Origin of the sequence: Halomonas sp. GT (assembly GCF_002082565.1) — a bacterium.
Lineage (GTDB): Bacteria > Pseudomonadota > Gammaproteobacteria > Pseudomonadales > Halomonadaceae > Vreelandella.
The window spans coordinates 3,514,097-3,538,807 of the sequence record NZ_CP020562.1 but is presented as its reverse complement, the minus strand read 5'-3'; the positions used below and the strand labels follow the sequence as shown (position 1 = coordinate 3,538,807).

The 24,711-nt window shown below is 52.9% G+C and carries 23 protein-coding genes; 11 read left to right on the top strand and 12 right to left on the bottom strand.

The annotated features are described in order from the left end of the window. Window positions 1-3 precede the first annotated feature (3 nt). The 4 genes from moaA to B6A39_RS16085 are packed head-to-tail and all read right to left on the bottom strand — an operon-like array spanning window position 4 to window position 3,747. A complete protein-coding gene (gene moaA / locus B6A39_RS16100; protein ID WP_232318725.1) occupies window positions 4-1,011 on the bottom strand; it encodes a GTP 3',8-cyclase MoaA in 1,008 nt (335 codons plus the stop codon). Beyond that, window positions 1,008-2,261: a molybdopterin molybdotransferase MoeA gene (moeA, locus tag B6A39_RS16095; protein ID WP_083007250.1), complete on the bottom strand. Its 1,254-nt coding sequence runs from the start codon at window positions 2,259-2,261 to the stop codon at window positions 1,008-1,010. The genes moaA and moeA overlap by 4 nt, the downstream gene beginning before the upstream one ends. Continuing rightward, window positions 2,258-2,893 carry a molybdenum cofactor guanylyltransferase MobA gene (mobA, locus tag B6A39_RS16090; RefSeq protein WP_083007248.1) on the bottom strand — a complete coding sequence of 212 codons (636 nt, stop codon included), beginning with the start codon at window positions 2,891-2,893 and terminating at the stop codon, window positions 2,258-2,260. Before mobA ends, moeA begins: the two co-directional genes overlap by 4 nt. Continuing rightward, entirely contained in the window at window positions 2,890-3,747 is an 858-nt protein-coding gene (locus B6A39_RS16085) for a formate dehydrogenase accessory sulfurtransferase FdhD (RefSeq protein WP_083007247.1), read from the bottom strand. Before B6A39_RS16085 ends, mobA begins: the two co-directional genes overlap by 4 nt. 146 nt (window positions 3,748-3,893) lie before the next feature. Between B6A39_RS16085 and B6A39_RS16080 the strand changes: the two genes are divergently transcribed. The 11 genes from B6A39_RS16080 to B6A39_RS16030 all read left to right on the top strand — a co-directional run bounded on the left by B6A39_RS16080 (window position 3,894) and on the right by B6A39_RS16030 (window position 14,628). Further along, window positions 3,894-4,334 (top strand): DUF3305 domain-containing protein, encoded by a 441-nt coding sequence (locus tag B6A39_RS16080; RefSeq protein WP_083007245.1) that lies wholly within the window; start codon window positions 3,894-3,896, stop codon window positions 4,332-4,334. Beyond that, entirely contained in the window at window positions 4,331-4,948 is a 618-nt protein-coding gene (locus B6A39_RS16075) for a DUF3306 domain-containing protein (protein ID WP_083007243.1), read from the top strand. Before B6A39_RS16080 ends, B6A39_RS16075 begins: the two co-directional genes overlap by 4 nt. A gap of 187 nt (window positions 4,949-5,135) precedes the next feature. Continuing rightward, a complete protein-coding gene (locus B6A39_RS16070) occupies window positions 5,136-6,854 on the top strand; it encodes a 4Fe-4S binding protein (RefSeq protein WP_083007242.1) in 1,719 nt (572 codons plus the stop codon). Between the two features lie 4 nt (window positions 6,855-6,858). Next, the gene (locus tag B6A39_RS16065; protein ID WP_083007240.1) at window positions 6,859-7,512 is read left to right on the top strand and encodes a TorD/DmsD family molecular chaperone; all 654 of its coding nucleotides are present in this window, start codon (window positions 6,859-6,861) and stop codon (window positions 7,510-7,512) included. 79 nt (window positions 7,513-7,591) lie between these two features. Continuing rightward, window positions 7,592-7,795, top strand: coding sequence for a twin-arginine translocation signal domain-containing protein (locus tag B6A39_RS16060; protein ID WP_083007239.1), 204 nt, complete (start codon window positions 7,592-7,594; stop codon window positions 7,793-7,795). Between the two features lie 24 nt (window positions 7,796-7,819). Beyond that, window positions 7,820-10,672 (top strand): molybdopterin-dependent oxidoreductase, encoded by a 2,853-nt coding sequence (locus B6A39_RS16055; protein ID WP_083007237.1) that lies wholly within the window; start codon window positions 7,820-7,822, stop codon window positions 10,670-10,672. A gap of 72 nt (window positions 10,673-10,744) precedes the next feature. Further along, window positions 10,745-11,359: a formate dehydrogenase FDH3 subunit beta gene (gene fdh3B, locus B6A39_RS16050; RefSeq protein ID WP_009722867.1), complete on the top strand. Its 615-nt coding sequence runs from the start codon at window positions 10,745-10,747 to the stop codon at window positions 11,357-11,359. A gap of 11 nt (window positions 11,360-11,370) precedes the next feature. Further along, window positions 11,371-12,483, top strand: a complete 1,113-nt coding sequence (locus B6A39_RS16045) for a formate dehydrogenase subunit gamma (RefSeq protein WP_156886233.1) — start codon at window positions 11,371-11,373, stop codon at window positions 12,481-12,483. A gap of 87 nt (window positions 12,484-12,570) precedes the next feature. After that, the gene (locus B6A39_RS16040) at window positions 12,571-12,897 is read left to right on the top strand and encodes a DUF1244 domain-containing protein (RefSeq protein ID WP_083007236.1); all 327 of its coding nucleotides are present in this window, start codon (window positions 12,571-12,573) and stop codon (window positions 12,895-12,897) included. Between the two features lie 11 nt (window positions 12,898-12,908). Continuing rightward, window positions 12,909-13,430 (top strand): molybdenum cofactor biosynthesis protein B, encoded by a 522-nt coding sequence (gene moaB, locus B6A39_RS16035; protein ID WP_083007234.1) that lies wholly within the window; start codon window positions 12,909-12,911, stop codon window positions 13,428-13,430. After that, complete coding sequence (locus B6A39_RS16030) at window positions 13,423-14,628, top strand: molybdopterin molybdotransferase MoeA (RefSeq protein WP_083007233.1); 1,206 nt, start codon at window positions 13,423-13,425, stop codon at window positions 14,626-14,628. The genes moaB and B6A39_RS16030 overlap by 8 nt, the downstream gene beginning before the upstream one ends. On the opposite strand, the gene B6A39_RS16025 is transcribed toward B6A39_RS16030, so the two are convergent. The 8 genes from B6A39_RS16025 to B6A39_RS15990 are packed head-to-tail and all read right to left on the bottom strand — an operon-like array spanning window position 14,611 to window position 24,403. Beyond that, window positions 14,611-15,027 (bottom strand): hypothetical protein, encoded by a 417-nt coding sequence (locus tag B6A39_RS16025; RefSeq protein ID WP_083007231.1) that lies wholly within the window; start codon window positions 15,025-15,027, stop codon window positions 14,611-14,613. The genes B6A39_RS16030 and B6A39_RS16025 overlap by 18 nt on opposite strands. Window positions 15,028-15,029: 2 nt before the next feature. Then, entirely contained in the window at window positions 15,030-15,617 is a 588-nt protein-coding gene (locus B6A39_RS16020; RefSeq protein WP_083007230.1) for a chemotaxis protein CheW, read from the bottom strand. Then, on the bottom strand, window positions 15,614-17,344 hold the full coding sequence (locus tag B6A39_RS16015) for a diguanylate cyclase (protein ID WP_083007228.1): 1,731 nt from the start codon (window positions 17,342-17,344) through the stop codon (window positions 15,614-15,616). Before B6A39_RS16015 ends, B6A39_RS16020 begins: the two co-directional genes overlap by 4 nt. A 54-nt stretch (window positions 17,345-17,398) precedes the next feature. Further along, window positions 17,399-17,755, bottom strand: a complete 357-nt coding sequence (locus B6A39_RS16010) for a response regulator (protein ID WP_083007227.1) — start codon at window positions 17,753-17,755, stop codon at window positions 17,399-17,401. Window positions 17,756-17,780: 25 nt separating this feature from the next. Beyond that, the gene (locus B6A39_RS16005; protein WP_083007225.1) at window positions 17,781-19,946 is read right to left on the bottom strand and encodes a hybrid sensor histidine kinase/response regulator; all 2,166 of its coding nucleotides are present in this window, start codon (window positions 19,944-19,946) and stop codon (window positions 17,781-17,783) included. Further along, window positions 19,946-21,298, bottom strand: coding sequence for a CheR family methyltransferase (locus B6A39_RS16000; protein ID WP_083007224.1), 1,353 nt, complete (start codon window positions 21,296-21,298; stop codon window positions 19,946-19,948). The genes B6A39_RS16005 and B6A39_RS16000 overlap by 1 nt, the downstream gene beginning before the upstream one ends. After that, window positions 21,295-22,365 carry a chemotaxis-specific protein-glutamate methyltransferase CheB gene (cheB, locus tag B6A39_RS15995; protein WP_083007222.1) on the bottom strand — a complete coding sequence of 357 codons (1,071 nt, stop codon included), beginning with the start codon at window positions 22,363-22,365 and terminating at the stop codon, window positions 21,295-21,297. The genes B6A39_RS16000 and cheB overlap by 4 nt, the downstream gene beginning before the upstream one ends. Window positions 22,366-22,375: 10 nt before the next feature. After that, on the bottom strand, window positions 22,376-24,403 hold the full coding sequence (locus B6A39_RS15990; protein WP_083007221.1) for a methyl-accepting chemotaxis protein: 2,028 nt from the start codon (window positions 24,401-24,403) through the stop codon (window positions 22,376-22,378). Window positions 24,404-24,711: the final 308 nt, after the last annotated feature.

The window sequence follows — 24,711 nt, the reverse complement described above, 5'->3', positions numbered from 1 at the left end:
CGTTTAACCCCCCGTCATATTCATAAAGCGCACCACCTGGACATCGCCATCGGTAGTGAAGTGATGGCGCTCGGGCTTGAGCGGCAAGGCATTAATAATGGCTGTTTTCAATGCCTGCATATTGCCAGGATGCCGACGTAATACGGCACGTAAATCGACCGAGTGTTCATTGCCGAGGCAGAGCAGTAGACGACCTTCAACGGTTACCCGAACGCGGTTGCAGCTATCACAAAAGTTGTGACTATGGGGCGAAATAAAGCCAACCTTGCTGCTGCTATCGGCCATTTTAAAATAGCGCGAAGGCCCTGGCGTGGTTTCCGTTGTGGGCATGAGCGGGTAGCGTGTCTCGATCAGAGCTTGAACGTCGTCACTAGAGTAAAAGGTCTCAGCTCGGGAGTGATCAGACACATCGCCCAGCGGCATCTCTTCGATAAAGCTGATATCCAGCCCTTCATTGCGAGCGAACGTGACGAGGTCCAGCACTTCATCATCATTGCGCCCCTTTAGAATCACAGCGTTAAGCTTGATGCGCGAAAAGCCAGCCTCTTTGGCAGCATGGATGCCGTCAATCACTTTTGCTAACTCACCTGTGCGGGTTAGCTGTTTAAAGCGCCCGGGGTCGAGGGAGTCGAGGCTAATATTGAGCCTGCGCAGCCCCCCTTGATAGAGCCGTTTTGCGTGTTTACGCAGGCTTGCCCCGTTCGTGGTCATGGTGAAGTCGTTGAGCCCTGGCAGCGCGCCAATATCGTCCACGAGTTGCTCAATGCCTTTACGCACTAGCGGTTCGCCACCGGTTAAGCGGATTTTCTCAACGCCTAGCTCGGTAAACGCCTGAGCCACCATGGCAAGTTCTTCTAGCGTAAGCACCTGAGCTCTTGGCAGGAAGGTCATCTCTTCGCTCATGCAGTATACGCAGCGAAAGTCACAGCGATCCGTCACGGAAATACGTACATAACTGACACGGCGGCCGAAATCATCAATGAGTTTTTCAGCAATTGGTTGTTTGGTCATTGCCACCTCGTCAGTGGTTGGATGCAGACTGCGTCGCCTGGCTGGGCGCCTGCTTGATCATCACCTAACTCAATCAGGCAGTTAGCAGCTACCATCGAGGTTAAAATCCCAGACCCCTGCGCTCCGGTACTACGTACCTGCAGCACACCGTGAGCATCGCTTGAATAAATGCCACGTATAAAGTCGGTGCGTTTTAGGCGACTTTTTAGCGGCGTTTGGGTAATGGCTGTTAAACGCCTCGGTGGAACGGGGGGTTGTTTTTGTAAACGTTCCAATAATGGCACCACGAATTGACTAAAGGTTACCATGACCGCGACGGGGTTGCCGGGTAAGCCGACAAATGGTTTGCGCGATTCACCCAGCCAGCCGCAGGCCATGGGGCGTCCTGGACGCAGCGCCACACGCCAAAAAGCTAATTGGCCTAATGTTTCCAACGCTTCCTTTGTGTAATCGGCGTGGCCGACAGAAACGCCCCCACTGGTAATGACTAAATCACACTGCTTGGCCGCGCTAGCCAGGGCGTTTTGAATGATTCTGGGGTCATCTGGCAAAATGCCTAAATCCACCACTTCGGCACCCTGTTCGTTGAGCAAGCCCATCAATGTAAAACGATTGGTGTCATAAATGCCTGCGCTAAGCAACGCTTCGCCAGGGGGAGTGACTTCATTTCCAGTGGAGAAAATAGCCACCTTTGGGCGTTTGAAAATGCAAACCTCACCATAGCCCAGTGACGCTATTAACCCCAAACAGGCAGCATCTAGCCGTGTGCCAGCGACTAGTGCTACCTCGCCTATGGCAATATCTTCCCCCGCTTGGCGCACATGCTGACCATGGCTAACCCGGTCGGGGGCATCGATGATGACACAATCGTCATGCTCGCTAAGCTGCTCGCGCATAATAATGGTGTCGGTACCTGACGGTAAGGGAGCGCCAGTGGTAATACGTACGCACTGGCCGAGAGGCACATTGCCTTCAAATGCCTGTCCGGCAAAGGCATCGCCTGCGATCGGCCATTTGGTTTGATAAGGTTGCTGATCTGGCCATGCCAGGGCGATACCATCCATGGCTGCATTGGTATTCTGTGGCACATTAATTGGCGCGCTAATATCAGTGGCTAACCGCCTGCCATAGGCTTGACTAAGCGCTACGGATTCTACCGCAACGGGCTGCTCAACCAAGGTCAGCAGTGCTTCCCGCGCTGCGTCAACGCTGAGCATTTGCTCACCGAGTTCGAAGCACGATAGGCTCATAGTGCTTCCTTTGAGGCCGGATCTTTAGAGGAAGTGCTTAGTGTAAGTTCCAGACGAGCTTTTTCTTCTTCAGTATTGAGATTGGCAAACGTTTCCGGGCAATCCGACATATCTACCTTGCACCATGAGTGGCGAGCGTACCAGCGGTCGATTTTACGTTCGCCCTCAGCCAGCGCGTTCGCTAGGTCATCGGCAAGCGATGTGCGCAGCAGCGCGACGACTGGGTGCAGGCGCTCGCCGTCAAACGCAACGGCGATATCGTGCTCTCCACTTTCTGAGGTGATGCCTGCCATCATACGCGCCACTAAGTCATTCGGTAGGGCAGGTGAGTCGCAAGGGGCGACCAATAGCCAGGGGGTTTTAGCGACGCGTAGCCCACTATAAATGCCCATCAGCGGCCCTTTAAAGCCGCCTTCCGCGTCCTCAATAACTCGTGTTGCAAACAGTGCATAGGCATCGGCGTTGCGATTGGCGTTGATTAATAGTTCAGAGACATGGCCATCAAAGCGTTTAGCCACATGGGCCACGAGGGGTAGCCCCGCGAAGGGTTCAAGGCCTTTGTCACGCCCACCCATACGGCGGCCTTCGCCGCCCGCGAGAATCATGCCAGTGAGGGTTTGCGGGGTGATCATATACCGGCCTCCTTAGACGTGCGCGCACTGGGTGGTTTGGCTGGGATGGCATCTAACGTTAGGCGGTTAGCGGTATTAATCGCCTGGAAGTTTTTGCCTTTCGCCCGAGCAATCAGCATCACGCCGAAGCGTTCCGCCAGCTCCACACCTTTTTGGGTCACCCCTGAACGTGAAACCAGCACGCTGATCCCCATTTGCGCCACTTTCAACACCATTTCGGAAGTTAGGCGGCCAGTGGTATAGAAAATATCAGCACGACTGCTTTCGGCCTGGTTGAGCCACTGGTGGCCTGCCAGGGTATCCACCGCATTGTGACGTCCGACATCTTCAACGAAGTCGAGCACACGGCTTTGGTGGCACAGCGCGCAACCATGCACTGCTCCCGCGCTACGGTAGGTTTCGTTATAGGTATTCAAATTGGTTAGCAACTGATAGAGCGTTGATTGCGCAAGCGGTGTCTCAGGTAATTCAGAGAGCGATGTTTGTTCGAGTAATTTGCCAAATACGGTGCCTTGACCGCAACCCGTGGTGACGGTGCGGGTACTCAGTCGATTATCTAAATCGTCGGGTAAATAGTCGGTGACAACAGCAGCAGCTTCTACCTCCCAATCCACCTGTACCACCAACAGGTCTTCTGCACGGCGCAGTAATCCTTGGTTACGTAGGTAGCCCACGACAAGCGCTTCAGGGTCGTCGCCCAGCGTCATTAGCGTGACAATTTCGCGCTTATTGAGATAAACCGTTAGCGCGCGCTCTGCGGCGATGGCTTGCTGGCGAGAGTCGCCGTAAGCATCCATCACATCGATTGTCGTCGTGGCCGGTAAGCGGGCTCGGCTTAACTGAAGGGCGGGCATCCGCAATCCTCGTTGGAACCTAGTGAAGAATCATGTAACGCATACATGTAAATTATAATAGTTGAGTAAAACACTCTGAGTTGACGATGATGGCGCTCTAAAGGCTTACTTGTCTACCCATTCAAGGTCTAAGGTGGTCTATCCGTATGAGTGATAATCTGCGCTCTTTGAGCATTACCTTGGTGGCAGAGCCCAAGCAGGTGAGGGGCTTTACCTTAACGCAATGGCGTATCGCTGAGCTAACGCCAGGTGAGCAAGGTGACTATGTGCTTAACCTTCAATTATCGATGACCGAGCGTGCGGCCTACCGCTTTAACCTTACGTCAGCAACCCCGCGTCTTTTTGTTCGCGCTGGTTTTACCGGACAAGCGCCCAAGCCTGATGCTATTACCGCAAGCCAAGATGTCGCAGCAGGTTGGCTTGATGGTGAACAGCAGGTACTCGAAGCATCGATGCCGATGGCGATTCAGGTATGGCTGGAAAGCTATTTAGCGCGTCATGGTGAAGCACCACCAGAAAAGCGCAAAAAGAAGCATAAGGGAGCCGGTCGGGCCAAAGAAACCCCGACCAAGGAGCAGCCCCAGTGAGCAGATTTGAACGCTGGTCACGTAAAAAACGTGGCGTTGAAAGCGACGAAGCAGATGCAGCATTAGATAACCCTCCCAACGGAAGCGCAGAGCCGAAGTCAGGGCTAGAGGCCGATGCGATAAGCGCTACTTCCAGCGATGATGATTTGTTGGATGCAGAGGCTACCGTTGATGACCCGCCCCCCCTTCCTGGGAGCTTGGATCACACCTTACCCGACCCTGATAACTTACCGGCAGGCAGCGATTTCAGTGGATTCATGGCACCTGGTGTTAGCGCTGCACTGCGCCGCCGTGCCCTTAAAAGGCTATGGGCCACCGGTAACTACAACGTACGTGATGGGTTGGATGACTACGATGCTGATTATCGTCAGCAGTTAAAGCCTATGGCCACTGAGTTAGCTAGCAAGCTTCGCCGCTGGGCAAACAAGGCGGAAGAGGCATTAGATAGGCCAGCAGAAGCAGGTGATGAGAATATCGTGGATGACGATACGCCTACCCCATCTGAAGGCGTTACCGCCTGTAAAGGCGATGGAAGTTTTGTACAAAAAACGTCACTAGACGACCAGTCTGATTCATCCAATAGCAAGGTAGACGAATGTATTAAAAAGGATTAAACCTTTTATAAACAGTTGGTTATTGTGGTTTTGGTGATAAAGCGTTGAGACACTAATGCGCTTTAAAGTGGCAAAAAAAGCCTAGGCACCATACGCTCAAGGTTGAGAAAGCGCTAAGATATATCTTTAAAGTAAAAAAACATGACTTTTAATTATAAAAAAAACGACTTTCTGACCGTGAGAATGCATGAACCAACGAATCCAACTGGCATCGGTAGATGACCAGATTAACGTCACCGCTCGCGAAGCGGTACGCCAGCGTATCTCTTGGCCGGTTAACCTAACGCCTGCTAACGTGACTTATCACAGCCGCGGCCACGCGCTGTTGATAGGCAACTCACACGACGTTAGCCAAGCCGTCCGAGTGTTACAGGGCCGTGGCTTGGCATCGTTGACGCTGCTGACAACTGATTCTGCAGTTGATTTAGCGGCTGCCAGTGAACCCCTTACCTGCCAAACGTTAAGCGATACCCAGCAATCTCAGCTGCGAATCACTGGTTATCTTGGTGCCTTTCACGTTGAACTCGCGCCCCTGGATGACGACACGCTCAATCTGGCTCAAGCACTGATTGAGCGTGACGTGTTTGACGTGGTGCTCGACTTAACGGCAACAGGCACGTCGAACAGTACTCAGTCATGGGAAATCCCCCCGCCAGGCTATGTGTGCCTGGACTGGTTGGCACAAGAATCTCAGCGCGGTGAGGTGTTGGAAAGCGTTATTGACCTCGTCGGTGAGTTCGATAAACCACGCTATTTTCAGGTTAATAGTGATCTCTGCGCGCATTCCGCGAGTGGCAACGTTGGCTGTACGCGCTGTTTGGATGTTTGCCCTGCAGATGCTATCTCCAGCGTTCAGGGACGCATTGAATCGCGTATTGAAATTGACCCGTTCCTTTGCCAAGGGGTGGGCAGTTGTACCAGTGCTTGCCCAACCGGTGCGATTGAATTTCGCCTGCCGGAAACTCGTCGTCAGCAAGACACGTTAGCGACGTGGTTGGCTGCCTACCGCGAGGCGGGTGGTCAAGCGCCTGTGATGCGTTTTGTCACCCATGACTCTCTTGATGCTGAACGCAAAGCAGATGTTGTTACACCAGGCCACCTGCTTGATGTCCCGCTTGAAGAGCTGGGGGCTGCTGGCCACGATCAATGGCTTACCGCGCTGGCGAATGGGGCTGCTGAAGTGCGCATTCAGTTGCACAATGATATGCCTCCTCGTTTAGCCACGTTCATCACCCATCAAGTCGCCCAAGCCCACGGCTTGCTAGAGGCGCTGGGGCATGACGCCGCGCGGATTAAGCTGCTGCAGCCAGAGGCGACTGAACAGCGTGATGCACTTCCCTCTCTTACACCATTTACCGATGCTACGCTGAACTTTACTGAACCCCATAAGCGCGCCCGCTTTAATCAAGTGCTAGCAACACTTGCGGCACTTGGCGCACCTAGTAATGATCGGCATAGCATGCCTAAAGGGGCAGCTTATGGCGGCATTCAAGTCGATCGTGAGGCCTGCACGCTTTGCCATGCCTGCGTTAGTAATTGTCCGACGCCTGCATTAAAAGCAGGGGGCGATACACCAGCACTAAGTTTTTTGGAGTCCGACTGTGTGCAGTGCGGGCTCTGTGAACAGGCGTGCCCTGAAGACGCGATTACGCTGCTACCTGGTTTTTTGGCTGCGCCGGAACGCGATACAAGGCACATTTGCCACGAAGAGGCGGCCTTTGAGTGTATTGGCTGCGGCAAGCCGTTTGCCACTGCCAGTACGATAGCAACGATCAAAGCGAAGCTAGCTAACCACCCCTATTTCGCGGGCGATGCACTAGCGCGGCTAGAAATGTGCGAGGACTGTCGGGTCAAAGATGTGTGGAAAACCATGATCCGTGACCCTGATGCGCAACTAAAGGTGTAAAGCAATGAGTGATGCAATGCCCACACTTAGCGATACCGACGCACTGCGGGCCGATATTTATCAGCTTTTAGCCAGCCTGCTTCGGCAAGCACCCGACAGTGAGTTGTTGACGTGGCTAGCCAGCCTAGACATTGAACAAGACGGCAGCCGACTGGCTGAGTGTTGGACATCGCTCTCGAGTGCCGCTAGCCAAAGCAGTGTAGATAGCCTTCAGCGTGCCCACTTTCGCCTTCTTGTTGGCGTCATTCAGGGCGAGGTAGTGCCCTACGCGTCTTGGTACCGCAACGGGGAATTAATGGAGGCAGCATTGGTTGCCTTGCGTCAGGATCTTCGGGCACTGGGGTTTGAACGTAGCGAGCATACCCGCGAGCCAGAAGATCATTTGGCTGCTATATGTGAGGTCATGGCGATGCTGATTACGTCACAAAGTAGCGAGCAGAGCTACTTCTTCCAGCAACACATTGCTCCCTGGTCAACGCGCTGTTTTGACGACCTCACTAAAGTAGACACTGTTTTTTACGCATCGCTTGGCCAGTTGGGCGGCGCGTTTATGGAAAGCGAGCAGGCAACGTTGAGCGAAAGAGCGGCCTATCAACCGGTGCGTATTGTGGAGCCAACGACAAACGCAACCGGCGCGGCGCGCGACGTCACACCGTGAGTGGCAGTGCGCAGTGGTAAGCGAATAATTGGGCCTACGGGCCATGCATAAGAAAAAGGGCATGATAGAGGAGAAACCCATGCACACGTCACACAACCCTGAGCGCCGCCGGTTTATGAAAACCGTTGGACTAGGAACCGCCGCTGCCGGTGCGGCCGCCGCAGTAGGTCACGTCACGCTAGCTCAAGCCGATAACACCGCGTCGATTGAGCCTAAAAAACAAACAACGAATTACCACGAAACCGACCATATTCGCGCGTACTATGCGTCGCTGCGTGATTGACGGCAAAATGCCAGGAGAACTGCCATGCGTCTAACTCGCAAAACTAATACTCCCAACGCTTCAGGGCTTGGAATCTCCCGTCGTCAATTTTTAAAGCGTAGTGGCGTTGCCACCGGTGGTGTAGCAGCTGCAGGCTTTATGGGCGCGCCAATGATGCAGCGCGCTGAGTCGGCGAATAAAACCCCCGTATTAGACTCACCCGTTGAGACCAAACGCACCATTTGTTCCCACTGTTCGGTGGGCTGCGGTGTCTATGCAGAAGTTCAAGAAGGCATTTGGACAAAACAAGAGCCCGCTTTCGACCACCCGATTAACCGCGGTGCTCACTGTGCCAAAGGGGCCTCCTTACGCCAGCACGGCCATTCCACCCGTCGCCTAAAATACCCCATGAAGCTAGTGGCTGGTGAATGGCAGCGATTGAGTTGGGACGACGCGGTTAATGAAATTGGCGACAAGCTGCTTGAACTGCGTGATGCCCATGGCCCAGACAGTGTTTACTGGCTTGGGTCGGCCAAGTTTAATAACGAGCAGGCGTACCTGATGCGCAAGCTGGCATCCATGTGGGGCACCAATAACACAGATCACCAAGCGCGAATTTGTCACTCCACCACCGTAGCAGGTGTTGCAAACACCTGGGGTTACGGCGCGATGACTAACTCGCTCAACGATATGCAGAACAGCAAGGCGATTCTGTTCATCGGCTCTAACCCGAGTGAAGCTCACCCGGTAGCGATGCAGCATATTCTCATTGCTAAAGAGCGTAATAACTGCGACATCATCGTCGCAGATCCGCGCTTTACGCGTACCGCAGCGAAAGCCAATAAGTTCGTACGTATTCGCCCAGGTTCGGATGTTGCCTACATTTGGGGCCTGTTGTGGCACATCTTCGAGAACGGCTGGGAAGACAGTGAGTATATCAGCCAGCGTGTTTACGGCATGGATGAGGTGCGGGCAGAAGTGGCACAGTTCACGCCAAGTGTCGTGGAAGACATTACTGGCGTACCGGAAGCGGACATGTTCGATGTGGCCAAGCGGCTTGCTGACAATCGTCCGGGCTGCGTGGTCTGGTGCATGGGCGGTACCCAGCACACTACCGGTAACAATAACACCCGCGCGTACTGCATTTTAGAGCTGGCGCTGGGCAATATTGGTAAGTCTGGCGGTGGTGCTAACATTTTGCGTGGCCACGATAACGTGCAGGGCGCCACCGATCTCGGCCTTGGCTGTGACTCGTTGCCGGGCTATTACGGTTTGGCTGAAGGTGCGTGGCAGCATTGGGCGCAGGTGTGGGACGTCGACTATGAGTGGCTGAAAGGGCGCTTTGACGATACTGAATACGCCGACGGAAAACCGATGTACTCCAGCGGTATAACCGTTTCTCGCTGGGTAGACGGTGTACTGGAAGAGGATGAAAACATCTCCCAGCGCACTGCATTAAAAGCGATGTTCTACTGGGGACACGCAGTCAACTCGCAAACTCGTGGCGTGGAAATGCAGCAAGCCATGCAGAAGCTTGAGATGATGGTCATCGTTGACCCTTATCCTACCGTTGCTGCCGTTATGCATGATCGCTCTGACGGTGTTTACCTGCTGCCAGCGACAACCCAGTTTGAAACCACCGGAAGCGTGACGGCTACCAACCGCTCTATTCAGTGGCGCGACAAAGTCATTGAGCCGCTATTTGAATCAAAGCCTGATCACGAAATTATGTACCTGTTTGCCAACAAGCTTGGCTTCGGTAATGAGTTCGTAAAGAACTTTGAGATGAATGACAACGAGCCTCTGATTGAAGACGTGTTGCGCGAAATCAACCGTGGCATGTGGACCGTTGGCTACACCGGCCAAAGCCCGGAGCGTCTCAAAGAGCACCAGAAAAACTGGCACACCTTTAGCTTCGAGCATCTGCGCGCCCAGGGTGGCCCTGCCGACGGTGATTACTATGGCCTACCATGGCCGTGCTGGGGCACACCGGAGTTTAATCACCCAGGTTCGCCCAACCTCTATGACACCAGCGTGCCGGTCATGGAAGGTGGCATGGGTTTCCGCGCCCGCTTTGGTATTGAGCGCGACGGCGTTAATTTGCTGGCTGAAGGCTCAGCGCCGGTTGGTGGTGAGATTGATGACGGCTATCCCGAGTTTACCGACCAGCTGCTCAAAGACCTTGGTTGGTGGGATGACCTGACCGACGTTGAGAAAATGGCCGCGGAAGGTAAAAACTGGAAAACTGACCTCTCAGGCGGTATTCAGCGGGTGGCGATTGGCCGTGGCTGCGCGCCTTATGGCAACGCTAAAGCGCGTGCCGTGGTATGGACCTTCCCAGATGCAGTGCCGAAACACCGCGAGCCGCTATACACCACTCGTCGCGACCTGGTTGAACGCTATCCCACCTGGGATGACTTTGACTCGATTATGCGTCTGCCCACCATGTATAAAACCATCCAGGATCGCGATAACAGTGCCGATTATCCGATTATTCTCACGTCGGGTCGATTGGTCGAGTACGAAGGGGGCGGTGAAGAAACGCGCTCGATGTCGTGGCTGGCCGAGCTGCAGCAAGAAATGTTTGTCGAGATGAACCCTGCGGATGCCAATGATATTGGCGTCCGTGATGGTGACGACGTCTGGGTAGAAGGGGCTGAGGGTGGTCGAGTGAAGGTGAAAGCATTGGTCACGCCTCGTGTTGATCGCAAGGTTGCCTTTATGCCGTTCCACTTTGGCGGCATGTTCCAAGGCGAGAGCTTGCGGGATCGTTATCCGGACGGGTCTGCCCCGTACGTCATTGGTGAGGCGGCTAACACAGCCACCACCTATGGCTATGACCCGGTGACACTGATGCAGGAAACGAAGTGCACCATCTGCCGAATTGAGCGGGCTTAAGCCAATAACGTCTCGACCGACCTGACAGAGCCCAGCGCGGGTAAATGCTCGCGCTGGTGAGAGGAGAACACCATGGCTCAAATGAAATTTATGTGTGACGCCGAGCGCTGCATCGAGTGCAACGGCTGTGTCACCGCCTGTAAAAATGCCAATGATGTGGAGTGGGGTATCCAGCGTCGCCGGGTGGTCACACTTAACGATGGCGAAGCGGATGAAATGTCGATTTCAGTGGCTTGTATGCATTGCGACGATGCGCCATGCATGGCGGTATGTCCGACTGACTGTTTCTATAAAACCGATGATGGCATCGTGTTGCACGATAAAGACCTGTGCATTGGTTGTGGCTACTGCCTTTATGCGTGCCCCTTTGGCGCACCGCAGTTCCCACAACAAAATGCATTTGGTGAGCGCGGCAAGATGGACAAGTGCACTTTTTGTGCAGGCGGCCCAGCAGAGAGCAAAGAGGAGGAGTACGAGAAGTACGGCTCTAATCGCATCGCGGAAGGCAAGTTGCCGCTATGTGCGGAAATGTGCTCTACCAAAGCCCTTCTAGCAGGTGATGCGCAGGATGTTGCCGATATTTTCCGTCAACGTGTCGTCCATCGAGGCCATAAAGATGGTGCTTGGTCGAATAACCCCCAGGCCAGTACTGACAACCTTGCCTATGATGCTGCCCGTAAAGGGTAAGGAGGTGTGTCATGACATCAATGACCATAACAACAACGACCTCTCGGGTGCCTGCACAGGCACCTTGGTTGGGGGCGTTTTTCCAGCGCTGTTGGCGTGTCGGGATCCTGTTACTGCTGGTGGTTGCAAGTCTTGGCATTTCCCAACTAGCGGTTGCTCAAGCTGATACCGACCGTGAAATGGTAACCGCTGCTCCAGGTATTAGTGCAGATCAGTGGCGTCAGGTACGCAGTGGGGAAACAGGGCCTAACTATCGCGACTCGCGCTTTGACAGTAACTACAATCTGATCAATTCAAGTGGCGAAACCTGGCGGCAGATACGAAACCGTTGGGTGTCGCCGTTTGGTTTGATTGCGATTGGCGGGATGATCGTGGTGATTGCGCTGTTCTACGTTATGGTGGGACGCAAACATCTTGATGAGCCGCGCACAGGGCGTAAGCTTTTTCGCTGGTCATTGCTAATGCGTTCGCTTCACTGGACAGTCGCCACCCTGTTTATCACCTTGGCGTTAACAGGATTGAACCTGCTGTTCGGTAAGTTTGTGTTCCGTACACTGTTTGGCGACGCCGTCTGGGCATGGATGATCTCAGCTTCCAAAGTGCTGCATAACTATCTTGGCCCGATATTCGGTGTGCTACTCGTTGTACTGTTAATTAGCTTGCTGAAAGACAATATTCCTAAGAAGCATGACTGGGTATGGTTTAAAAAGGCCGGTGGGTTAACAGGCAAGCACCATCCTGACGCGGGTTTTGCCAACGGTGGCGAAAAAGCGTGGTACTGGCTGTTAGCAACCGCTGGTTTAGTGGTGGTCGCGAGTGGTTTTGTACTCGACTTCCCCAACTATGGCCAAGGCCGCGATACCATGCAGTGGGCAAACATTATCCATGCGGTGGGCGCGCTTGGCTTGACGGCGGTCGCGCTGGGCCATATCTATATTGGGACTGTCGGTACGGAAGGCTCATTGGAAGGTATGACCACTGGCTATGTCGATGAAACCTGGGCCAAAGAGCACCACAATTTGTGGTACGAGGAGGTCAAGGATACCGCCATGAGCGAAGAGGAAATCGCGGCACAAAAAACGGGCAGCAGTAGTGGCGATGTTTCCGCCACCAAACCTAGCTAGCCGGTTCGTTTAATTGCCACTCGACACCGCCTTCGGGCGGTGTCTTTTGTTATGCTGCGCTAAAGCCACTTGATAAGAGGATCGCCAATGTCATCGTTTAATGAATTAGACCAAACGACGCGTACGGAGCTAGAAGCCGCCGCGTTTCGTCGTTTGTTACAACATTTAGACGACAATAAGGATGTACAGAACATCGATCTGATGATTCTGGCGGATTTTTGTCGTAACTGTTTATCGAAATGGTTGGTGTCTGCTGCTGAATCGCGGAATGAAACTCTCAGCTACGAAGACGCCCGAGAGTATGTCTACGGCATGCCCTATAGTGAATGGAAGGAGCTCTATCAGCCGCCTGCAACTGCCGAGCAGAAGGCTGCCTGGGAAGCGCACCATGCTAAAAAGAAAGCCGCCAAATAGGGATGACGTTGATGAGTGAGCCAATGGTACCTCTTAAAGTCGCCGTGCTTACGGTCTCTGATACACGCACGGATGAGACTGACCGCTCTGGCCAAGCGCTGGTGCAGCGTTTAACCGAAGCAGGGCACACCCTGGCAGAGAAACGCATCGTGCCGGATGACGTCTACCAAATTCGTGCGGTAGTCGCCCAGTGGATTGCCGACGCAAACGTACAGGTGGTGATTACCACGGGCGGTACAGGTTTTACTGGCCGCGACTCTACACCTGAAGCTATTTCGGTGCTGCTGGATAAGCGTATCGAAGGCTTTGGCGAACGTTTTCGCCAACTAAGCGGCGATGAGATTGGTAGTTCGACCATTCAGAGCCGTTGCCTCGGCGGCTTAGCCAACGCTACGGTCGTCTTCTGCCTGCCGGGTTCAACCGGCGCCTGCCGTACGGGGTGGGACGGTATCTTGGCGGAGCAACTCGACAGCCGCCACAAACCCTGTAACTTTGCCAACCTGGTCATCCCAGGTCGGGGGCAGCATGGCTGAGCTACAGCCGATAAGTGCCGCGCTTGAAGCACTACTGGCCGACGTAAGCCTTGTTGGCACCGAGAGCGTTCCGCTGGAGGCCGCTGCTGGGCGTGTGTTGGCCGAAGCCGTTACCGCGCAGTTGGACGTCCCGCCGTTTGATAATAGCGCGATGGATGGCTATGCCCTACGTGCTAGTGATGCGGGCAAGTGGCTGCCTATCAGCCAGCGTATTGCGGCAGGCAGCCCGGCAGCGCCGCTGGCGGAAGGCAGTTGCGCACGGATTTTTACCGGCGGTGAGATCCCCACAGGGGCCGACTGCGTGGTGATGCAAGAGCGGGTAACACAAGACGGTGACCAAGCATTGATGCCGGATGACCTGCCGGTGGGCGACAACGTGCGCCGCCAGGGTCGTGATGTACGCCGAGGTGAGTTACTGCTGCCCGCTGGTGACTGCTTGGAAGCAGCCGCGTTGGGCCATTTGGCCGGGCAAGGGGTGACCCACGTTAGCGTGCGCCGTCGTCCTCGGATAGCGCTACTGTCGACTGGCGATGAGATCATTGATCCAGGCACGCCGTTAAAGCCAGGTCAGTTATATAACTCTAATCGGCCGATGCTTAAGCGCTTGTTAGAGAATTTTGGTGCTGAGGTGGTGCAACGGGTCAGTGTGCCTGACGATTATGCCCAAACGGTTAGGCTATTAACCCAAGCCGCATCCGACGCTGATGTCGTTGTCAGTACCGGTGGCGTTAGCGTGGGCGAAGAAGACCACGTCAAAGCCGCGCTGGAATCGCTAGGCCAATTAGATATGTGGAAGTTGGCTATTCGCCCAGGAAAGCCGCTGGCATTGGGCCGTTTGCCACGTGAAGACGGCAGCGAGGCGCGTTTTGTAGGGCTCCCGGGTAACCCCGTTTCTGGGTTTGTGGGCGCGTGGTTGTTTTTACGACCGTTGATGGGTGCGTTACTAGGGTGTTCGGCGTTGAACGCCTTACCTACGCTGACGGCCTCCGCTAACTTCACTACTCAGACCGGCCCGCGCCAGCATTATATGCGTGTTGCGCTACGTTTTAGCGAAGCGGGCATTATCGCCGATGCGTTTGAAGACCAAAATTCCGGTGTGCTGTCATCCTGTATTAGTGCAGACGCGTTAGCAGTGATTGACCCACACCAGCAGGTAGAAAACGGCACGCTGGTTCGTTGTTTATGGTTGCAGCGTTAGCGCTGGATCAAGCGCTGCGCCATCAAATAACAAACGAACCGTTTGGTTGGACATCGCTAAGCCTCGTAGGGCGGGGCTAACGTGGCGTGCGGCAATTAAAGAAGGTAATGGAAACAGTTCCGTTATCGGCGTATGAGCTAAGACGACGTCGCCAGTAACGCCTAACTGCCAAGCGCCGTTGGCATCTTGAAGGGTCAGCCAGTGGGTAGGTGCCACGCTCAACAATGGCGCGTTAAGCAATAGGCACTCGGCATTCGCACATCGCGATAGGTGTGGGGATTTTGCTAACCCTGCGACGTGGCGTGCTTCGATGGCGGCGAGCGTATGGCCAGCACTAAATAACACTAAAGCAACGTGGGTCGCTGAGTCTAAGGAATGATTCGGCGCGCCAATTGCCATGACTACCCTAAGCCTTGTTGATACGCGTTGAATAAAGCGTCTGGATCCAGCAAAGCAATGGCTGCGTTGCCTTCTATAGAATCGCCTTTAGTCTCTTCTTCGCCGCTCTCTTCTGGCGTTACATCAGGTTGCCAGAGGGCGCTCACATAAGGCATTAGCTGGCTGGAGAGGGTGTCCGGTGCCGGTTTTAGTGCGCTGATTGGGATGTCGCAAACATCTTCTAAAACATCGATACGAATGGCACTGCGAATGCCCGCGGCGGTCACCACTAGCAGCATGCCCGTTTGTTCCCCAGGGGGGAGACCGAGAAGTGCTTGTAGGGTCACCACCGACTCAATGTTGCCACGTAAGTGGATCACACCTTCCGTAGAAGAAGGCAAGCCAGGTACGAAATAAACCGGCTGATCTCCATTCAAAATTTCATTGACCGCACTGCCTGGCAAAGCGAACCGTTGCCCTGCCAAGCGAAATAACACCAATTGCTGGCAAGGTTCATCCACGTCAATAATTGTGTCATCGCTATTCTGACGGGCGAGTGCCTCTTCGAGAGAGAGAGATTGTCCGTCACGCTGTTGATGGGCGTTGGTCATTGTTTTTTTGCACCGGGTTGATTCGGTTCTGCTTTTCCTTTTGCATCGTCCTCGTTACTAATCACTACTTGATTACGCCCCTGCCGTTTAGCTAAGTAAAGTGCTTGGTCCGCGCTTAGACGTAACGCTTCAGTGGAAGGCTGGTTGGGAAAACTGCTAATGCCTGCACTGAAGGTGCAGCGAAAGCGCTCTCCGCCAGCATGAAAATCTACCAGTTCGAAATCATGGCGTAGTTCATCAATTAGTTCGGCTGCGCGCTTTGCATTGACCCCTTTTAGCAGTACCACAAACTCTTCACCGCCATAACGACCGATAATATCGGATATGCGCAAGCGGGTCTTAAGCAGTCGTGACAGTGTGATAATGACCTGATCACCCGCTAGGTGGCCGTAGGTATCGTTGACGGTTTTAAAATGGTCAATGTCGAGCATGGCCATCGCATGTTGGCTACCTTCACGATATGCCTGGGCGAGTGTTTTACCGATAAGATCCGTCGTGGTGCTATGGTTATAAAGCCCTGTCATGCTGTCCTGGGTCATCAGCGAACGCAGTAGATGCAGACGTTCGGCGCGAAGCCTTACCGCAGACACGAGCTCGTCTGGAGTAACCGGCTTGGTAATAAAGGCTTCAACGCCTGCCGTCATGGCCGAGAGCTGCTTTTGGCTGTCTGTTTCGCTAGATAGATAAATAATGGGCAGGCCAATATGCGCGGATTGCTGGCGGATAATCGTGGCTAGCTCTTCACCAGAACATACTGGCATATACACATCAATTAACAGTAAGTCAGGGCTAAAACGGTCCAAGGCGCTCAGCGCGTCAGCAGGGTGATTTACCTGCTGAACAATCATACCGGCCTCTTCAAGTATCAATGAGTGGTAAGTCGCAGCGTCAGGTTCATCATCGACTACCAACACGCGCAGCGGTTCTTCATCCAAGGGAATGGTGAGCTCGTCGATGGCTAACATTAAATCCAGTGGCTTAATGGGCTTGGTAAAGTACCCATTGCAGCCAGCTCGAACTGCGCTTAGTCGTGAATAAAAGTCACCATAGGACGACAGTACGATGGAGGGCAGCCGCTCTCCGATTAATTTATTCAGGCTGGTCAGCGTTTCAGTACCCGCGGTGTTACCTTGAGGAAACTGTACATCCATGATGATAGCGTCGGGGCGGCGGGTAAGGACTGCATTAAAAAACGACTCGGTGTCTTCAAAATGAACCACTTCATGCCCAAAACAGCGAAGATGATGTAGCAACTGACCGACTTGGTCGGGCTCATCGTCACATAAATAAATAAGCCGTTGACGTTTGCTGCGTGTTTGAGGTGCAACTGATGAAAATTCAACGCTGTTGAGTGATGCCAGCACTGTTTGCTGGCCATGTTGGGACTGTAAGTACTCAATCTCTTCATTGAGCTGCTGAAAAAGTTCAGGAATCAGGCTGTTTATGTCATTAACAGCATGGCCAGCAGAATCAGGCATTGCTTTGAGTAGTTCTTCACCTTGATCTGCCAACATGGCGATACGCTCAAAGCCCAACGAACGCCCCGTCCCTTTTAAACTATGGAAAAAGCGATGAAATTCGGGAGCTAAGCGGGACTCTGCTTCCGCGGATAGGCGGCTTTGTTGCCACTTTGTTGCGGTTTGCTGTAAACGCGCTGGGAGCTGTTCAATAAAGCGCTGGCGCAGTTGATTCAGCTTTTGTTGCAGTGTCGGGGCAGATGATGACATCAGACTACCTGTTCATGTGGGCGAACGATGCGCTGTAAAGCGAATGACAAACGTTCAACCATTGAGCGCTTGAGTCACGGCATTGCCTAACGTGGACTCTAGCTCCGCATCTTTTTGCAGGCAGGCGTTTAAGCCAGGCGTCTGCATAAGGGTTGAGTCAGGGGAATCGCCAGTGAGCAATATAAATGGCAAGGTAACACCTTGTTCACGCAGCATTTTCAAGAATTCGATCCCATTAATGAGCGGCATATGCATGTCGCTAACAATAAGCCCGATAGTGTCCAAGCTATCCAACTGCTGTGTGGCCTCCATGGCATCATTGGCCATGACCGTTGTATAGCCCTGGAACTCTAACAGCGTTGCTGTCATTTCGCAGGCCAACGGGTCGTCATCTACGACCAATATTTGCATGATTAATCTCCGTCATGGCGCGTGCTCAGCCGAGTAGCGCTTTTAGCGTATCCACTAAATTATTCTGATCAAAGCTGCCTTTGACAATATACGCATCGGCGCCTACTTCAATGCCGCGCCGACGGTCCGCTTCTTTCTCTCGTGATGTGATAATAATAATTGGCTTATAACGATAAATCTCATTTTCTCGCAGACTTGCAGTGAGCGCAAAGCCATCCATAACAGGCATTTCAACATCGGTGAGCACTGCATCAAACGAGTCAGCTAAGGCTTTATTCAGACCATCACGGCCATTTTCTGCCAAGGTGACCTGATATCCCCAAGCTTCTAATACATCTTTTTCAATTTCACGGGTGTTCAGTGAGTCATCAACAACAAGTATTCGATGTGCTTGGGGCGGTTGATCCGTTTTAGTTAGCACTTTGGGTGCATATCGACGTGAATGTTCCAGTAACGTCGGTACGTGCAAAAGGCTAACCAGCGTACTGCGCCCCAGAGTGACCATGCCAGAAACCAGTGGCAAATGGCGTAAATGCGTGGGCAAAGGTTTAATCACCATGTCACGCTCATCTACCAAGGCATCAATAATGAGCGCAAGCTTTTGATGACGTTGATGTACGACAAGTAACAGTAGATTGCCGGACTCAGTGGGCGTATAGGGCAGGTCTAATAATTCCGCCAGGGATACGACTGGCACGAACTCGTTACGCAGAATCAGTGTTTTTTGCCCAGCAGCATCAATAAAGTTCGTTGATGCATGCTCTACAAGCTCTGACACATAAGGCGCTGTTACACCTAATGTGACAGCGCCCACGTTTATTAAGAGAACACGCATCATAGCCAGCGATAAAGGCAGGCGCAGGGTAAAGCAAGTGCCTTTGCCGGAATGGCTGGAAAGGCGTAAATCACCGTTGAGTTCATCAATGACCGTGCGTTTGACGACATCCATCCCCACGCCACGGCCTGAAAAATCGGTAATCAAAGGTTTCGTTGAGAAGCCGGGCAGGAAAATAAGTTCTAAGGTTTCCTGTTCGGTTAGGGCAAGCAATTGTTCTTCGCTGAGCAGTTGCTTGGAGAGCGCCTTACGCCGTACCGCTTCTAGGGAAATACCCGTGCCGTCATCGCGCATTTCAATGACTACCCAACTGCCGTCTTGCCATGCCTCTAGTGATAATTGCCCCCGTATAGGCTTGCCTGCTGCTTGACGTTCATCAGGTGTTTCTAAACCGTGATCTAACGCATTTCGCAGTAGATGAATTAGCGGATCCGACAGGCGATCTATCATCTGTCGGTCAAGCTCAATCTCACTGCCGTGAACACGGCAATGAACCTGTTTGTCTAGCGAATGGGCAAGGTCTCTGGCCATTTGGGATAAGGGATCAAACACTACGCTCAGCGGCAGCATGCGCATCTGCAAGGCGCGGTCATGGAGATCGCTCATAAGGCCGTCATGGGAGAGAACGCTGTCCTTCAACTCGCGACTAAAGGCGTTAAAGGGTGCCTGCTGATCTTTGGGTAACGACGTGCTTAGACTCCGTGCTTGCTCTACCAGAGAATGAAGATGATGGTGCCCTGATAACACTTCCCCCATCAGGCGAATGACGTCATCTAGGCGGTCAAGACGCACCCGCACCGTGTCGGTTAAGCGTAGTTCCTGAGCCGGAAGCGTGGCGCTTTTCGTTGTAGGCAGTGCGGCGTAGGGGGATACAATCCCAGCGTCATCGTTCTCTGTTTTATCGTTCTTAGCAGTATCGTTATGGGGTACTACCGTTACAGGAGGAGAAGAGGTCGACAGTTTTCCCACGGCGGCGTTTTCCATGGCTTGGCAAAGCTGATGATCGGCTTCTGCTAGCTCTGCTGGAGAAGCACCCTGAGCAAGTTGGTTAACCCGATCAGACAGTGCGTCGGTGGCCTGGTTAAGAAGGCATGTAACATCAGGCGAGGCGGTTTGTGTTCCGTCGCGTAGTGCGCTTAACAGCTCTTCAGTGCTGTGAGCGATCGCTGTAATAGGCGTAAGCTTCAGCATGCGCGAAGAGCCTTTCAGCGTATGGGCCGCACGAAACAGCTCATTGATGCGTTCTTGATGGGTATCGCCTTGTTCTAGCGCTTCAATACCTTCCCTTAAACGGGGCAAGTGGTCTGACGCTTCTTCAATAAAGCGCTGAATAAAGCGTTTAATATCCAGTGCCATTAACCCACTCCCTGTGTCGCTGCTTGTGCACCAAGGTAGCGAGTTGCCAAAAAGTAGGCATCCCCCGGAGGAATAGGCGGTGCAATGACACTCAATCCACCATCCGCCTGTTTTGACACGTCCAGTAGGCGAATAACCGCTGCATAGCCACGCTTTCGTTGTCCGGGAGCATCGCTAAGCTCGCCTAGTCGAAAAAGCTCGGCTTGAAAAAAGTGAGCTGGCCAGCATTCAGGTGCAACGTAAATGGCTCGCTTAAAGTAGTCGTAAGCATCAGCAAAGTTCTGCTGCCAACGAGCGACTAACCCAGCCAGTAGTAACGCATCCACACTCCAGGGCTGCTGTGCTAAAAGGTCAGAAAGTAGCGTGGCGGCTTCTAAAAATGCGTTCTGGTTCAGTAAATGATGTGCCTCCTGCAAAGCCTCATTAAAGGATGCCATCGGCTTATGCTCGGGGTCGTTCTCAGGTGGTTGTGGAGGCGTCTCTGACACCACCGGTGGGTCTGGCAACGGATCGTCGCGATAAGGTGGCTCATCATTGGCAGGTAAGGCACTGGGCAGCGTGCTCTCTTGGAAAAAAAACACCCCTTGGGCCTGCTGTAATTCCAAAATGCCCAGGTCGTTGCCTAATGTTTCCGTGACACCGCACATCAAAACCCCGTGTGGTTCCATCAGTTGCTTCAGGTGGCGTTGTATATCGCGTCGGGTCGCTTCGTCAAAATAGATCGATACGTTGCGAAATAAGATCACGTCGAAGGGGCCAAGCTTGTCAGCGTCTGGCTGTAATACGTTAAATGAGCAAAAGGTGACCCACTGACGGAGCGCCTCATCTATTTTGAAGCGTCTGCCCTCTGGGCGAAAATAGCGGTGCTTAAGCGCAGGGTTCAGTGCCCGAAACGACATGCCGCTGTAAATGCCTTTTTGAGCTTTACTAAGAACCTGCTGATCAACGTCTCCTCCCGTAATATGAAAGAGTTGCTTGGCACGCTCTCCGTAGCGCTCAAGCAGCGCAATAGCAACACTGTAAGGCTCTTCGCCTGAAGAACACCCAGCGCTGAAAATAGCCAATGGTTTACCTTTTTCAGCCAGCCGCCGAGGGAGGTAGGTATCGGCTAACCAGTGGAGTGCTTCGGGCTCCCGGTAGAAGTAGGTTTCGTTTACCGTTAACTGACTGATAAAGCGATCAAACATCGCTTCGTTTTGCTCTAGTTGTGCAATGAGCTTCGAGGTGTCGCTAATATCGGTGTCTGTTTGAAGTGCCTCAACTGCTTTAACGAGGCGGGCTTCAGCGAGGCCCTCTAAGTGCAAACCGCAGCGGCGGTGCACCAGGTTCTTGAAGGGCGTCAGCGAACTCATAGCGGTTTCGTCCAGGTAGACAGCCGTTGTTGCCCACTGGTCTCGCGAATGAGTCTGTCAGGAAGCTCATCAAGGGAAACAACATGCTGGATAACACCAGCACTAACCGCTTCTTGGTTCATGCCGTAAATAACCGAGCTGGCTTCGTCTTGGGCAAAGGTGCAGCCTCCCGATAAATGAATAGCGCGCATGCCGCTAACGCCATCACGGCCCATGCCCGTTAAAATCACCCCAATAGCCTCTGGGCCATAGACATTCGCGACGCTTGTTAACAGTGCATCGCAGCTGGGGTGATAAAGCGAATTATCTGGGCTTTGCTGTAGTTGCAGGCGGTGATACGGCGTGACATGTAAGTTGCTTTCTGAGGGCGATAAATAAATAAAGCCTGGCTTAAGCGGTTCACCGTGTTGGGCAACGCGAACCGGCATTGAACAAAGCGATGTCAGCCAGTGCGCCATGCCTTCAATGAAGCCATGGCTGATATGCTGGGCAATCACTACGGGTGCGGGAAAGCTAGCCGGCAGCTTGCTAAGCAAATGGGCGAGTGCCTGCGGCCCGCCGGTAGAGCAAGCAATGGCGATGATGCGCTGGAAAGTTTTCGGCATATTATGATGGTAAACAGATGACGCGTTTACCGGTGCAACGGGCATGGCTGATGTTGATCGGCGCCGTAGGCGGGTAATAACAGCAACTCCCGAAAGAAGCCGAACACGCGCGAGTAGTCGTTGTGCGTCTTCATCATCAAGGGTCGGCTTTGGCATCACTTCTAGCGCGCCAACGTCGAGCGCTCGGTAAGCTGTTTCGGCATCAGAGCGATCGCTTACCACCAGGATAGGAACCCCTTTGGTATGCATAATTTCTTCAATGGCGCTGAGGCCGTCCATGACCGGCATATTCAGATCCATTGTGATCAACTGCGGCGATAAGCGGCGGGCAAGTTCCACCGCCTCTCGCCCGTTGCTGGCTTCACCAACAATCTCAATGTCGCCATCGCGGGTGAGGATGTCGCGCAGCACATCACGTGCTAGTTGGCTGTCGTCCGCCATCACTACCCGAATTGCACTCATCGCAGCGTCCTCACGAAGGGCGTTGGTGGTTTGAATCCTGTTGAGCCAGTGTAAACTCCTGCACCAGTGCATTTAACTCTGCTGACATGTTGATCATGTCTTGGCTGATCTCGGTAATACTGCGTACTGACTGTGCATTACGCGAACTGGCTGTATCGATATCGCGTAGAGCAATAACGACCTGATTGCTTGCAGTTTTCTGCTGTTGAGTTGACAGTGATATCTGCTGCGCTGCGCTACTGGTTTGGCTCGCCGCTTTGAGTAGTGCATCGAGGTCCTGAGCGGTATTAATACTGACCTCAACGCCTTTCTCTATCGATGATGCTCCCTTTTCAGAGGCGACAACTAAGCGATTTATCGCATTTTGAATTTCTTCGGTGTGGCCTTCTATCTCTTGGGTTGAGTCAGTAACACTATCCGCCAAGCGACGTATTTCGTTTGCAACCACGGAGAAACGGCGACCTGACTCGCCTGCACTTGATGCTTCTAATGCGGCATTAAAGGCAATCAGTTTGGTTTGCGCAGCAAGGGTGTTAATCAGCTCCATGACTTTGCTGATTTGTTTAGACTTAGCGCCCAGTGCCATGATTTCTGTCAAGCTCTGCTCGCTGTCGCTGCGAATATCTTGCATCTTTGACTGTAGCAGTTGCATCGCTGTGCTGCCCTTACGGCTGCGTTCCAGCGTTTGATTAGCAACCTCTACCACGGATTGCGAATGGTCAGCGATTTGTGTGGATGAGGTTGAAAGCTCCTCCATAGTCGAGGTGATCTCCGCGACTGACGAAGCCATTTCCTCTACGGCGGCGGCCATCGTCTGGTTCGCTTCATGACTAATGTCTCCGCCTTGAATGCCCGATAACCCCGCTGTTTGCGCTAAGCGATCGGCCACTTGAGTCAGTGCCAGTGCATTGTTGGAAACCGCCATAATGGTACGAGACAAGCGCGCTAGCAGCTCGTTAGTCTGATTTGCTAAATCGCCAATTTCAGCCTGATCATCTGTGTTGACACGGCGGGATAAATCTAGGCTATTGGTAATCTCTTTAAGCTGGCGTTGAAGGCGAGTTAGGGGGCGAATTAAGCTGCCAGTAAGTGGGTATAAAATAATTAGCCCACCTAAAAGGATCAAAAGCCCGAAGCCCGTCGATGCCAAAAAGCGTTCTCTGATGGAGCTTAGATACTCCTCTTTAGAAACTTCAATCATCAAGTAGCGTTGTAGCTCGGGTAACCAACGGGTGGAGACTAAAAAGGTGTGATTATCACGTTGCACTTCGTGTACACGAAGTTCGTGTTCATCTTGCAGTAGGTTGGTTGCTTCTTGGCTTTGAAGAGCTGCTAGTGACGTCTCGTCACTGCGAATAAGTAGCTCACCTTCCGCATTTAACAAGGCGGCGCGGCCGGTTTCGCCTAGCCGAAAGTCTTCAATTAGCTGCGCCAATCGAGAAAGATCTAGCCCCGCACCAGCAACAATAAGAGGGCGGCCATTGAGTGCTTGTTCACGACTACGGAAATTTAAAAAGACAAACGCTTCTTCTGGTGAAAACGTATCGCTGTCTAGGTTTAGATTATAAGCAGTATCGCTGTCGGTAAACTGATAGTACCAGTCATCATCGCCGCCAGGCGCTTGTAACGTACGTTCTAGAAACTCTCCATCGCGGTACTGAAAGTAGTAGCCACGTCCTTGATATTGAGCCGCGATAAACAATAGTTCGGTGTCGAGCTGTGCCATCAAACGAGACAAATAGCGCATGATGTCCGGCTGGTCGGTGTCTGGTAGTCCGTCGCGCACCCACTGCTCAATGAAGTAGCTGTCGGCTAGGCTTTCTGACAACGCTAGCGCTGGGCTCAGCCTAAGCGTTAGGCGGGTGGCAAGGCCCTCTACTTGCGTAGGCAGCTCTTCGTTTAGCAGGTTTTCCAGGCGCGCCTGGCTATGTGAGCGGGCCTGTAGATAAAGCGCTAGCAACATAGCCAGTGCCAATACCGTTCCAAACGAGATAAACAGTCGTAACCGTAATGGCAAGGATTTCCAACGCGCTGTCATTATCGCTTCTGCTCCAAGTTAACTGTTGATGCTAGTAAGTAGGAAAGTATTAGCGCTGATTGTCTAGCGTTAAATAACGTTACTAGTCACATCTTATAGGACGATTTCAGCGGCTTTTATGAAGGCTGTCCAGTTTTCTCATTAACGCTATACCACGCGACAGGCAAATAATGTGGAAAAGAGGCTGCACTATTCGATGGAATCAAATTTTCGTGGTCGCCAAGGCAACAGCATTGTGACATGGACAGACTGGCGTGGACTGAGTGGCTTGGTTCGTGTGAATTAGCCTCGACTACCATAGAGACCAG